The organism is Neobacillus sp. SM06 (assembly GCF_050496765.1).
Taxonomy (GTDB): Bacteria; Bacillota; Bacilli; order Bacillales; family Cytobacillaceae; genus JAEVLT01.
The window spans coordinates 50,595-63,097 of record NZ_JBNWEO010000011.1 but is presented as its reverse complement, the minus strand read 5'-3'; the positions used below and the strand labels follow the sequence as shown (position 1 = coordinate 63,097).

The window sequence follows — 12,503 nt, the reverse complement described above, 5'->3', positions numbered from 1 at the left end:
TGGCAACTTGGACGTTGTTAGCAAGACCTTTACTGTAACGGTAAAGGTCTTTTGTATTTCCTGGGCCTTTACCGCAAACGGTAAAGGCCTTTTTCTTTTGACACAAGGAAATAGTTTAGAAAAATTTGATCCTTGAGGAGGATGTTGATGGACGTTTCTTTAGTACTTGAGTATGGCTGGGTGTTGCTGGTTTTGATTGCTTTGGAAGGACTTTTAGCAGCAGATAATGCACTTGTTCTGGCAATAATGGTGAAACATCTTCCGGAAGAAAAGCGCAGAAAAGCGTTGTTTTATGGATTAGCTGGTGCCTTCGTCATTCGCTTTGCTTCGCTGTTTGCCATTTCATTCCTTGTAGATGTATGGCAAGTTCAAGCAATTGGGGCGATTTATTTGTTATTCTTAGCGGTAAATCATATTTTCCGGAAAGTAGTGAAGCGGAATGTTGGGGAAGAAGAGGAGAAAACTCAAGAAGGCAAGAAGAGCGGTTTTTGGATGACTGTTTTAAAAGTTGAAATTGCTGATATCGCATTTGCGGTTGATTCGATTTTAGCGGCAGTAGCGATGGCTGTTGTCCTGCCGGAAACGCCGCTTCCAACTATCGGCGGTTTGGATGGGGGCAAATTTTTAGTCATCTTTGCCGGCGGATTTATCGGGCTTGTGTTGATGCGTTTTGCGGCAGATCTATTTGTTCAGCTTTTGGAAAAAAAGCCGGGGCTTGAAGTTGCCGCCTATCTAATCGTTGGCTGGGTCGGGGTGAAGTTAGCCGTCTATACGCTTTCACACCCTGCTTTAGCAATACTTAATGAAGATTTTGCTCATTCACCGCAGTGGAAGGCAATCTTCTATGTTGTCTTAGTGGCAATTGCTGTGATCGGTTGGTTTTTATCCAAGGAAAAGCCGGAATCTGGAGAAAAAGAAAAGGCCGTTTCGTAGCAGGATTCGCAACTAAACAGTCTGGATTTACGATTAAAAAAAGCCAGCGAGTTCGCTGGCTTTTTACATACTAAGCTTTTTACCTATAAAGGAGAGGACGGTAATGACCAGAACCGTAGTGATCGAGACAATAGAGCCGACGCTGTTTTGGCTGTTGAAAAGAAATGAAACAAAAATGGTCAACAGTGCGGCAATCGCCAATAGTGTTGTATAGGGGAAACCCTTTAACCGAAATTGCGGCTGGCGTTCATACTGCGGGCGCAATTTTAATTGGGCAAAGCAGATGCTGATCCATATCAGCATGACGGTAAATCCTGGGATCGACATTAAATAGCCAATGACACGGTCTGGCGTTAAATAAGCTAAAAAGATGCCGAATAAAATGGCCGTCGCGGTGATGAAAATCCCTTGCAGTGGAATTCCTTTCTTCGATGTTTGCAAAAACCTTTTTGGTGCTTCGCCGCTCTGGGCCATCGAAAAAAGTGTACGCGATGTGGCATATATTCCAGAGTTGGCCGCTGAGAGAACGGCTGTGAGCAATACAAAATTCATCACATGAGCCGCGCCGGGCAAGCCTGCCAAACTAAAAACTTGCACGAAGGGGCTGTCGACTCCTGAAACTTGATTCCAAGGAACAAGACCAACAATAATTAAAATCGGAAAAATATAAAAAAGAATCACCCGGCTTATCGTACTTTTAATGACTTGCGGCAATACTCGTTCTGAATCCTTTGTTTCCGTAACGGCTACGCCAATCAGCTCTGCACCGCCATATGAAAACATGACAATCAAAAAGGCGCTAAACGTTCCCTTTAGTCCATTTGGGAAAAAACCGCCATAGCCTGTGTAATTGAAGAGCGGGTTCTCAATGGGGCTTGGAATCACCCCAATGACAAGAAGAAAACCTAAAACAATAAAGGCAATTAAGGCAATAATTTTGACCCCGGCGAACCAAAATTCAAGTTCACCGTAATATTTTACTTGAAACAAATTGATTCCAATAATAAAAACGGCACAAATGAAACTTAACAGCCATAACGGTGCAGGCGGAAACCAAAATTTCAGAAAACTTCCAGCAGCCAGCAGTTCAACAACGGTGACTAGCACCCAATTCACCCAGTAAAGCCAGCCGACAATGAAGGAAGCCCTGTAGCCAAAGGCTTTTTTAATTAAATGCTGGACATTTAAACCGGGAAAGGCAATCGCCATTTCACCTAAAGCGGTCATGACAATAAACAGCAGCAGCCCGCCAATTAAATAGGCAAACACTACGCTTGGCCCGGCAAGATGTAGCGTATCGGCACTCCCTTTGAAAATTCCGGTTCCAATCATTCCGGCCAATGCAATAAATTGGACATGTCTTGGCAACAAGCCTCGCTTTAACTCTTGAGGATTTTTCTCCATGATGTCAAAACCTTTCTTGAGTTTCTAATAAGAACCTTTTTTACTTAAACGCTTTTATGTGTTAAAGCAACTATCTTACTATATCATTTTTTAATAGGATGTCAATGTACAAAAAGGGACAATCAAAAGGAAGCTGTTAAATATACAAATAATCTTCTAATTTTACAATTTTTACATTTTTGTGATTGTGAATCGAAACGCTTATTAGTATACTTAATCTGTATTGTCAAAGGATGGAACATAGACGAGGTGTATTTGTAAAATGGAAGTTACTCAAGTCAAGTCGAAGAAAAAGAAAGTGATTGTTGCCGGAGTTATCTTTTTAATTATCCTGGTGGTCGCGCTGAACGTGTATCTTTTGCAAAGAAAACAGAATGGCAGTGCGGCAGATTTAAAGTTTACTAGTGTAACAGAGAGAGAATTGAGTAGCACGAAGTTGATAGCGGGGCAGGTCGTGCCGGGAAAACAAGAAACGATTTATGCCGATCCGACACTTGGGAAGGTGAAAGAGTTTTTTGTTAACGAAGGGCAGGAAGTGAAAAAGGGACAAAAGCTATTTTCCTATGAAAACACTGAGCTTTCTAGCCAAATCAAACAGCTTGCGCTTGACAAGCAAAGTGCATCGATGCGATATGACCAGGGAAAGAACAAAATGGCTTCATTAAAGGATCAAATTCAAAAGGCGAAGGATGCCGGTGCGGCAAAAGAGGTTACAGACCCGCTTGAGTCGCAGCTGCAAGATTTGGAATTGCAGCAAAAAACAACCGAGCTGGAAATCGAGAAGCTCCAGTTGCAATCTGAAGACCTGCAGCGGAAACAAAATGATTTGACGGTTTATAGTACCACAGATGGCATGTTGCAAAAAGTAAATAAAGAAGCAGGCGGTCAAAGCACCTCACAGGCGGCCGCCATCCAAGCTGCGCCGCTGATTCAGATTGCTTCAAAAGATCCTTTCAAAGTGGAAGGGACTCTATCAGAACTGCAAAAAGCACAAATTCAGCCGAACCAACCTATTACGATTACAGCAAAAGCGATCCAAGATAAAAAATGGAGCGGGAAAATAACCGAAGTCAGTCAATATCCAACGGCAGATCAAACGGGGCAGGGCGCGGCCATCGCTGCGGGGCAGACCGCGCAAAACATATCCTATTATCCTTTTACCGCATCGCTTGATTCACAGGATGGGTTGGCGCCGGGGTATCATGTTTCCATTCAAGTCAAACTGACGTCGAAAAAATTGCTTGCCATCCCGCGCAGCAGCATTATTGAAAAAGGAAATTCTCCGTATGTGTTTGTTGTGAAAAAGAACAAACTTCATAAGCAAACGATCACAATGGGAATGGGTGACGGAGAATGGACAGAAGTGCTAGAAGGTTTAAAAGCGGGTGAGAAAATTGTCAAAAATCCATCAGCGAGTCTAAAAGATGGAATGGATGTGAACGGCAAATGATCCGTTTGCAGCATATTTTTAAAACGTATAAACAAGGGGCACTTGAAGTTCCGGTCCTCCATGATATCAACATTGAGATTGAGGACGGAGAATTTGTTTCGATAATGGGGCCGTCCGGTTCGGGGAAATCGACGTTGATGAATATTATCGGCTGCCTTGACCGCCCGACAGAAGGGGAGTACATCCTGGATGATACGAATGTCCTTCAGGCCGACGAAACAAAACTTGCGCTGATCCGCAATCAGTCGATCGGCTTTGTGTTTCAGCAATTTCACCTTTTGCCCCGTCTGACGGCAACAGCCAATGTCGAACTCCCCCTGATTTACGCTGGAGTCAATCGCAAAGAGCGTCATGAGCGAGCGTTGGAAGCGTTGGCGAAGGTCGGATTAGCAGATCGTGTTGACCATTTGCCAAACCAGCTTTCCGGCGGCCAGAAACAAAGGGTTGCGATCGCGCGAGCCATTGCCAACAATCCGGTCTTTATTTTAGCCGATGAACCGACTGGAGCGCTTGACACAAAGTCCGGAGAGCAGGTAATGGAGATTTTTACACAGTTAAACAATGAAGGAACAACGATCATTATGGTTACCCACGAAGATGAGGTTGCCGCATACAGCAAGCGGCGGATTTCGTTAAGGGATGGTCAAATTTTGCAGGATGAGCGAGGCGATACAGGTGAGTTTAGTAGACAGTATTAAGATTGCTTTCTCTTCCATCCTTGCCCACAAATTGCGTTCGATTTTGACCATGCTGGGGATCATCATTGGGGTAGGCTCAATCATTACCGTTGTTGCAATCGGGAAAGGCGGAGAGGCGGCACTAAAATCGCAGTTTGCCGGCGCGGGCAACAATACGATTCAAATTAACTTTAAACCGGATAGCGAGGACCCTTTTGCGATGCCGTTCGATCAGCCGCCGACGTTTACCCAGGAAAATCTGCTTCAACTGGAAAATATCCCTGAAATTTCCCATGTGATTACAACGAATAATACGATGGAAACATTAGCAATAAATGAAAAAAACATTGGAACGCAAATATACGGAATAACGGACGAATATTTTTCGGTAAATTCCATAAAAATGGTGGCAGGGAGAAAGTTAACGAAAGCTGATTTTTCCCAGTCAAACAATTTGATTATGATCAATGAAAAAGCAGCAAAAGATTTTTTCAAAGATCGGAGTGCAATTGGGCAAATCATTGAATTGAAGGGACAACCGTTTCAAGTCATTGGCGTTTACAAAGCGCAAAACGGTCTTTTCGACTTAGGAATTCCGGAGCTGCTCATGCCGCTGTCGCTTTGGCCTGTCCTGTATGGCACGGACGAGATTCAATCGGTCACCCTGCAGGCGAAGGATGTCAGCAAGCTTGAGGCAGCCGGCCAAAAAGCGGTAAATCTCCTTAATGACACGAAGTCGGCTGATTTAAAAGGGAAATATGAAGTATTTAATTTGGAGGAAATCCAAAAAAGCATTTCGCAGGTAACAAACATTATGACGATGATTATTGGCGGGATTGCCAGTATTTCTTTGCTTGTTGGCGGAATTGGGGTCATGAATATTATGCTTGTTTCGGTGACAGAGCGGACAAGGGAAATCGGAATTCGCAAAGCACTTGGTGCGACCCGGGGGAAAATCTTGCTGCAATTTTTGATTGAAGCGATGATGCTGACCCTTTTAGGCGGGATTGTCGGAATCGGCATCGGGGTTGGCGGTGCATATTTAGTTTCGACGTTTGCAAAATGGCCGCCACTTGTTTCATGGCAGGTCGTTGTCGGCGGCGTCTTGTTCTCGATGACACTTGGAATTGTTTTTGGCTTAATGCCTGCGAATAAAGCCGCAAAGCTTGATCCAATCGAAGCGTTGCGATATGAATAGGAAAAATGAAGGGCGTTAATCAACCGCTAGAGGGGTCAAATTCTATTAATGGGAGTGAGTGTAAATGGAAATGAAAACGGTAATCGAAGAAGGAAATGGAAAAAAGCCGTCATTGCTAGGAATGATTTCATCACCAAGCGTCCAATTTGAGCGCATGAAGACGAAGACGCCGGTTGCTTTTCCGCTGATTATTATGCTAATCATTACGGCGGTGACTGGTGCGCTTGTTTCCTATATAAGTTTAGGAAATCCGCTGTTAAAAGAGGCAACAGCGGCGAGCGGGGTTCAAATGCCGGTTGGTTTAACCATTGGCGCCGGCGCATTTGGCTCCATCTTTGGCGGTGCGATTGTGTACTTGATTGCTGCCGGCATTTACAAATTGTTTATGGTGATTTTCGGGAATGACACATCCTATAAAAAGCTGTTCGCTCTTGTCGTTTTTTCTAGTATTATTTCTTCACTGGGGCTTTTGGTCAATGGGTTGATTGCCCTTGCTGTCGGCGGCTATGAGCCAATTTATACGAGTTTGGCACCGCTCGCTGGAGAGAATAAGCTCTTAAGTGCCATTTTTAAAAACTTTGATATTTTTACAATTTGGTATTATGTTGTGTTGGCTCTTGGCTTTAGGATTGTTGCAGGGTTGAGCAAAAATAAAGCCATTCTTATCGTTGTCATTGTTTTCTTGCTCAGCATAGGGTTCAGTTCGTTGAGCGGGTTGATAGCCGTTCCAGGAAAGTAGGCGATTTAAAGCCGGAAGAGGCCGTTTGCATTTCGCAATCTGTGCTTTTCCGGCTTAATTTTTTGCAAAGATGGGTACGATAAAAGAAGAATCTTTGCGGAAATGGGGGATGTTGGGGTGAACTTATCACCAAAGCAGCGGATCGAGTTGCATGGTTTCAATAATTTAACGAAATCGCTCAGTTTTAATATGTACGATATTTGTTTTACGAAAACAAAAGAAGAACGGGAAGCCTACTTGGAATATATTGACGAGCAGTATAACGCAGATCGCCTTACGAAAATCCTCAAGCATGTCTCCGAGATTATCGGAGCCCATGTGCTGAACGTGGCGAGCCAGGATTTTGTACCGCAGGGGGCGAGTGTTACGTTGCTTGTATCCGAAGGTCCGGTAGAAGGTGTGCCAGATGAGTCGTTTGAAGAATCACCCGGGCCGCTGCCGGAGTCGGTTGTGATGCAACTGGACAAGAGCCACATCACCGTCCATACGTACCCCGAATACCATCCAGATGAAGGGATCAGTACGTTTCGCGCCGATATTGATGTTTCGACCTGCGGGGAAATTTCACCGTTAAAAGCATTAAATTATTTAATCCGTTCTTTTGATACGGATATAATGACGATCGATTATCGCGTGCGCGGCTTCACAAGGGACAAGAATGGTCATAAGCTGTTTATTGACCATGAAATCAGCTCCATTCAAAATTACATCCCGGATGATATTATCGAATTATTTGATATGATTGATGTCAATGTCTATCAGGAAAACATTTTTCATACAAAATGCAAGCTGCGCGAGTTTGATTTGAACAATTATCTTTTTGGCTATACAAAAGAGAAACTCCATCCGGACGAAGTCGAGGAAATCACCGAACGGCTAAAATTGGAAATGGATGAGATTTTTTATGGGAAGAATATTGTTTAGCTAAGTGCCCCCTTAATATACAACTAGGGGGTTGCTTTATTTAATGGAAATCAAAAAAGAAATAACCCACCCGCGCTTGGCCATGTTGTAGGGTTAGGTTATTTTCTTTCTCTCCATAATGAGCCACTGCACTTCTTGCAGGTGCTGTATATTAGGGACGCCAGTTGGAACTGGTGTCCCTTTTTAAACATTCCCATATATATCTTCATGATATGCATCTATCAGTCTTGAGGGAGTAAGTAGATGCAGAAAGTTTTATTTTACAGCAGCTAGTTCTTTTTCTAGTGCATCTTCAACGGTGATATATTCGTAGCCAAGATCGTGTGCAACGGCTTCATAGGTGATTTCACCGTTTGCTACGTTAACACCTTGTTTTAAGGAGACGTTTTTGCTAATCGCTTTGGCAACTCCTTTATTGGCGATTTCAAGCGCATATGGAACAGTGACATTTGTTAAAGCAATGGTTGATGTCCTTGGAACTGCTCCTGGCATGTTTGCAACTGAGTAGTGAATGACTCCATATTTTTCAAATGTTGGATCATCATGTGTTGTCACATGATCGATCGTTTCGACAATGCCTCCTTGGTCGATTGCAACATCGACAATAACAGAACCTGGCTTCATCGTTTTAACCATCTCTTCGGTAACAAGTTTTGGAGCCTTTGCCCCTGGAATTAGGACAGCACCGATCAGTAGGTCTGCTTCCGCTACCGCTTCAGCAATATTCATCGGATTTGACATTAATGTTTTGATTTGCGTTCCAAAAATATCATCAAGCTGGCGTAAGCGATCTGCACTTAAGTCAATGATTGTGACATCAGCACCAAGACCGATTGCCATTTTTGCTGCATTGGTTCCAACGGTGCCGCCGCCGATAATCGTTACCTTGCCCCGATTTACGCCGGGAACTCCGGAAAGAAGAATACCCTGGCCGCCATTGTTTTTTTGCAAAAACTGGGCACCGATTTGAACAGACATTCTTCCGGCCACTTCGCTCATTGGCGTAAGCAACGGAAGGGAACGGTTTGCAGTAACCGTTTCGTAAGCAATCGCAATGACTCCACTTTCTTTTAGCGCCTGTGCCAAAGCAGGTTCAGCAGCTAAATGCAAATAGGTAAATAAAATCAACCCCGGACGAAAGTAACCATATTCGCTCGGAAGCGGCTCTTTCACTTTTAAAATCATATCGGCTTTTGACCAAACAATTGAAGCGCTTTCAACGATTTTGGCACCAGCTTTTTCATACTCTGTATTTGTAAAACCGCTGCCAACACCAGCATTGTTTTCAACTAAAACAGTATGTCCTGCGTTTGCAAAGGAGACAACTCCTGCCGGGGTGAGGGCGACTCTATTTTCATTGTTTTTAACTTCTTTTGGCAGACCAATAATCATACTTGTATTTCCTCCCTTAAACAAATAAGTGAATGTATCTTATGACTAAAGTATAAAGTGAGGATCCTGCATTTTCTTTGTTAAGAAAGGAGAAAAGCATGCATGCTTTTTGGTGATTTTTACAAAACGTTCAATTTTGCTGATATTTTTCAAGTTTCAAATCAAGGAAGAGCATCATTTTTTCATTCGGATTCTTTAAATTGATACCGGCAATTTCACTGATTCGCTTTAAACGATAAATTAATGTGTTCGTATGGACGTTTAATTCTTTTGCTGTATCATTCATATTGGTATCGTTGGTTAGAAAGACTTCCAGTGTTTCGACGAGATTGCTTTGATGCTTTTTGTCATATTCATGAAGCATTTTTATCGAGACATTCTCATAATTTTCCCTTTTTCTTTTTTCTAATAGAAGATCGAAATATTGATAAATACCAAGTTTTTGGTAACTATCAATACTCACCGTTTCGAAAGGGAATTTTCCCTTAATCGTTAAAACAGTCAATGCTTCCTGATAGGCCTTTTTAATTTTTTGATAATCCTCATAAATGTTGCTGTATGCCGGTTCCAACTTCGAAATACCAAAACGTTCTTTCATCTGACATTTGAATTTTTTAATAAACTGATCTAAAGCAGCCAGCAATTTATCTTTACTCGAGGCGGATACAAGTAAAATGAGCTTGTCATGGTCTATTGTATAAAGCAAAATCTCGAGGCGACTACTTGTTTTGAAGAAATACGATAAATTTTGCTCTTGTTTGCTTGAAATCGTTTGTTGAAAATGAAAAACAAGAATCGAAAAGTAATTTTGTGGAGTTATTTGTAATAGTTGAAAGTGTTCGATCATTTCTTCTTTTCTTTTTACATGGCCGGTTAATAGCTGCCAAAAGAATTCTTGGAATCTCTCTTCCTTTTTCTTTTTATGAGTCTGTAGTTGTAAAAGTTTATTTTTCACAGAATCTGCGGCTTTTATCAAAAGGCCTAGTTCTTGTTCTGTTAAAATTTTGTCAATTTCTAACGCCCAGATGTAACCAATCACTTCATCTTGCAGCCAAATGGAGATTGCGACCCGCCTGCCAAGACCAATCTCATTCATATTTTTAATTCGAATCGGTTTCTTCGATTGGTTTAATGCAGGGATGATCCCTTCTTTCCATAATTGATTGATTACTTTTTCGGGAACCCGGCGGCTGATAATTGTCGAAATTCTTGCAGGATCTGTTCTTTCATCATGTGTACTGTAGGCAAGCAAGCGGTGGTTGGCGTCTTCAATCGTAATGGGACAGTGTAAAACTTGACTGATGAGGTCGGCAAATTCCTCAAGACGATCAAATGTTGCGATAAAAGGATTATCTAGTAAAGAGTTCATGATGTATTCCTCCGGATCGTGAAATAGAATTTAGGGCAAATTGATTTGTATAAATGTACAAATGGCTACCATTATTTTCTCGAATTCTTATAAACAACCGAATTCACAAAAATGATAGAATATATTCAGATCATGTCTGGATATAAAAATTGAACTTTTGAAAGCGTTACCAATAGCAAGGGGGGTGAAAGAGATTGGGATAAAAAAAGTTTCCGACCTTCATGGATCAGCTTGTATCGGGATTGCTTCAGTATTATTTTAAGAAAAATTTAAAGCGATTACAATATTGCAGGGAAATTAAGTGATCAAATCGAAATTCGTATAGTAACAAAATTTTATTTGGCTAACATTGTAGGGGAACTGCACTAAATACGAAGTCAATGGGATGAGAAAGAATCTCAAGATAAGGGGAGAAATAATATGCGCAAAAATACTCCTGAAAAAGAGCTTCACCGTGGTTTGGAAGAAAGACATATTACGTTGATGTCTTTGGGAGCCGCGATTGGGGTAGGTCTGTTTCTAGGTTCCGCAACTGCAATCAAAATGGCGGGACCCGGCATTTTACTTGGATACGCATTTGCGGGACTCATTATGTTTTTTATAATGAGGGCGCTTGGCGAAATGGCGATTCAGAAACCTGTGGCCGGATCGTTCAGTAAATATGCACGGGATTATTTAGGCCCGCTTGCAGGCTATATTACAGGCTGGAATTATTGGTTTTTGTGGATTGTAACCGTTATGGCAGAAATTACGGCTGTAGGGATTTACATGGAATATTGGCTTCCAAATACTCCGCGCTGGATTTGGGCCCTTGCCGCATTAATCGCAATGTCAACTGTAAATCTCCTTGCCGTAAAAGCGTATGGTGAATTGGAATTCTGGTTTGCTCTTATTAAAATTGTTACGATTCTTTCAATGATTATTGTTGGAGCAGGGATTATTTTCTTCGGGTTGGGTAACGGTGCTGCCACAGGAATCGAAAATTTATGGAAAAATGGCGGTTTTCTTTCGAATGGTGTTAAAGGCGTTCTCATGTCATTGCAAATGGTTATGTTTGCATACCTAGGAATTGAAATGATCGGAGTTACAGCCGGTGAAGTGAAAAATCCGGAGAAGTCTCTTTCTAGAGCGATCGATTCTGTTTTTTGGCGCATTCTTATCTTTTATGTAGGGGCGCTGTTTGTCATTATGTCTATTTATCCATGGCAAGAAATTGGAACGAAAGGAAGCCCGTTTGTTTTAACGTTTAAACAAATTGGAATTTCGCAAGCAGCAGGCATCATTAATTTTGTTGTTCTAACGGCTGCACTTTCATCAGCGAATAGCGGAATTTTTAGCACGGCGCGGATGTTATTCAACCTTGCGCAGCATGGTGAAGCTCCTGAGAGATTTGCAAAGGTGACAAAAAACGGCGTTCCGGGTGCTGCGGTTTTTGTTTCCGCCGCTGCATTATTGATCGGAGTGGTATTAAATTATATTGTACCAGCCAAAGTATTTACTTGGGTTACAAGTATTGCTACATTTGGGGCCATTTGGACATGGGCAGTAATTCTATTATCGCAAATTCGCTATCGTAAAAGTTTGAATCCAGAGGAGAAGAAACGTTTAAACTATAAACTTCCTTTGTTCCCTTATTCTTCTTATGTATCTCTCGCCTTTTTGGCATTTGTCCTCGCCCTGATGGCTTACAGCTCAGAAACAAGAATTGCTCTAGTAATCGGACCATTATGGCTGGTGTTTTTAGTCGCCTTTTATTACATGAAAGGATTTCATAAAAGAAACTTGGCTCAAGCATCAAATAAAAAACAAGTCATCTAATACAAACCAAGGCCCAAAACGATTGGGCCTTGGTTTTGTGGTGCATGGGAGAATCCCGATTTTTATAAAAGAATATGTTTGCTTGTTTCCCCATACATTGAACTGAAGATAACTGATGGGGGATGAGAGTGATGCAATTTTACTATGGGCCGCAAATGCCGCTAAGAATTTTAGATGAAGCGGAGTTCTGGAAACATCAAGAGGAAGAACATACGGTAGTAATTCGTGAGCTCGTTTCAGGGCTTGAAGCGGAATTTGTTGATGCCTTGAGGCAATGGGAAGCAGCCCTTGCACAAACACACCAGCAAGTCATCCGTTACATTGAATCGGTCGTTCGCTCTGGTACTTACGTAGCTGACCAATTGCACCAACAAGTTCTTCAGCTTATCGCCTATTGTCTCGAACAAAGTTTACTGTTTATCCAGCTCTGTGAGCAAATCAAAACATCAAGTGCCGTTGTGGCATCCAATCCGACGGCAAAGGTTGTGTTGACCCATATTATTCGCGAATCGGAATACTTTATCGGAATTGGCCAAACCTTGCTATACCAGCAGCAAGATCCCCCTCATCAGCGATAAAACACAATGCGAAGCAGCACA

At 42.1% G+C, this 12,503-nt stretch carries 11 protein-coding genes; 8 read left to right on the top strand and 3 right to left on the bottom strand.

The genetic code is table 11. The annotated features are described in order from the left end of the window. The first annotated feature begins 147 nt into the window (after positions 1-147). On the top strand, positions 148-933 hold the full coding sequence (locus ACQYAD_RS03565) for a TerC family protein (RefSeq protein ID WP_430235635.1): 786 nt from the start codon (positions 148-150) through the stop codon (positions 931-933). A gap of 63 nt (positions 934-996) precedes the next feature. Here the strand turns inward: ACQYAD_RS03565 and ACQYAD_RS03560 are convergent, their stop codons facing one another. After that, positions 997-2,337, bottom strand: a complete 1,341-nt coding sequence (locus ACQYAD_RS03560) for an amino acid permease (protein ID WP_430235632.1) — start codon at positions 2,335-2,337, stop codon at positions 997-999. A 262-nt stretch (positions 2,338-2,599) separates the two neighbouring features. Between ACQYAD_RS03560 and ACQYAD_RS03555 the strand changes: the two genes are divergently transcribed. From ACQYAD_RS03555 to speD, 5 genes are all read left to right on the top strand, one after another. Then, positions 2,600-3,787, top strand: coding sequence for an efflux RND transporter periplasmic adaptor subunit (locus ACQYAD_RS03555; protein WP_430235630.1), 1,188 nt, complete (start codon positions 2,600-2,602; stop codon positions 3,785-3,787). Continuing rightward, complete coding sequence (locus ACQYAD_RS03550) at positions 3,784-4,485, top strand: ABC transporter ATP-binding protein (protein ID WP_430235628.1); 702 nt, start codon at positions 3,784-3,786, stop codon at positions 4,483-4,485. Before ACQYAD_RS03555 ends, ACQYAD_RS03550 begins: the two co-directional genes overlap by 4 nt. Continuing rightward, positions 4,463-5,662, top strand: coding sequence for an ABC transporter permease (locus ACQYAD_RS03545; protein ID WP_430235625.1), 1,200 nt, complete (start codon positions 4,463-4,465; stop codon positions 5,660-5,662). The genes ACQYAD_RS03550 and ACQYAD_RS03545 overlap by 23 nt, the downstream gene beginning before the upstream one ends. Before the next feature lie 64 nt (positions 5,663-5,726). Then, the gene (locus ACQYAD_RS03540) at positions 5,727-6,401 is read left to right on the top strand and encodes a Yip1 family protein (protein ID WP_430235622.1); all 675 of its coding nucleotides are present in this window, start codon (positions 5,727-5,729) and stop codon (positions 6,399-6,401) included. Between the two features lie 117 nt (positions 6,402-6,518). Further along, on the top strand, positions 6,519-7,325 hold the full coding sequence (gene speD / locus ACQYAD_RS03535; protein WP_430235619.1) for an adenosylmethionine decarboxylase: 807 nt from the start codon (positions 6,519-6,521) through the stop codon (positions 7,323-7,325). Positions 7,326-7,580: 255 nt separating this feature from the next. Here the strand turns inward: speD and ald are convergent, their stop codons facing one another. Both ald and ACQYAD_RS03525 read right to left on the bottom strand, forming a co-directional pair. After that, entirely contained in the window at positions 7,581-8,717 is a 1,137-nt protein-coding gene (gene ald, locus ACQYAD_RS03530; RefSeq protein WP_430235617.1) for an alanine dehydrogenase, read from the bottom strand. Positions 8,718-8,847: 130 nt separating this feature from the next. Beyond that, a complete protein-coding gene (locus tag ACQYAD_RS03525; protein WP_430235615.1) occupies positions 8,848-10,086 on the bottom strand; it encodes a PucR family transcriptional regulator in 1,239 nt (412 codons plus the stop codon). Positions 10,087-10,506: 420 nt separating this feature from the next. On the opposite strand from ACQYAD_RS03525, the gene ACQYAD_RS03520 reads away from it, so the two are divergent. Beyond that, positions 10,507-11,904 carry an amino acid permease gene (locus ACQYAD_RS03520; protein WP_430235612.1) on the top strand — a complete coding sequence of 466 codons (1,398 nt, stop codon included), beginning with the start codon at positions 10,507-10,509 and terminating at the stop codon, positions 11,902-11,904. Positions 11,905-12,035: 131 nt separating this feature from the next. Continuing rightward, on the top strand, positions 12,036-12,482 hold the full coding sequence (locus ACQYAD_RS03515; RefSeq protein ID WP_430236094.1) for a DUF2935 domain-containing protein: 447 nt from the start codon (positions 12,036-12,038) through the stop codon (positions 12,480-12,482). Positions 12,483-12,503 lie beyond the last annotated feature (21 nt).

Excerpts from the sequence above, each read along its gene's own strand:
- ACQYAD_RS03565 (WP_430235635.1), top strand. The coding sequence starts at position 148 with ATGGACGTTTCTTTAGTACTTGAGTATGGCTGGGTGTTGCTGGTTTTG.
- ACQYAD_RS03560 (WP_430235632.1), bottom strand. The coding sequence starts at position 2,337 with ATGGAGAAAAATCCTCAAGAGTTAAAGCGAGGCTTGTTGCCAAGACAT.
- ACQYAD_RS03555 (WP_430235630.1), top strand. The coding sequence starts at position 2,600 with ATGGAAGTTACTCAAGTCAAGTCGAAGAAAAAGAAAGTGATTGTTGCC.
- ACQYAD_RS03550 (WP_430235628.1), top strand. The coding sequence starts at position 3,784 with ATGATCCGTTTGCAGCATATTTTTAAAACGTATAAACAAGGGGCACTT.
- ACQYAD_RS03540 (WP_430235622.1), top strand. The coding sequence starts at position 5,727 with ATGGAAATGAAAACGGTAATCGAAGAAGGAAATGGAAAAAAGCCGTCA.
- ald (WP_430235617.1), bottom strand. The coding sequence starts at position 8,717 with ATGATTATTGGTCTGCCAAAAGAAGTTAAAAACAATGAAAATAGAGTC.
- ACQYAD_RS03525 (WP_430235615.1), bottom strand. The coding sequence starts at position 10,086 with ATGAACTCTTTACTAGATAATCCTTTTATCGCAACATTTGATCGTCTT.
- ACQYAD_RS03520 (WP_430235612.1), top strand. The coding sequence starts at position 10,507 with ATGCGCAAAAATACTCCTGAAAAAGAGCTTCACCGTGGTTTGGAAGAA.
- ACQYAD_RS03515 (WP_430236094.1), top strand. The coding sequence starts at position 12,036 with ATGCAATTTTACTATGGGCCGCAAATGCCGCTAAGAATTTTAGATGAA.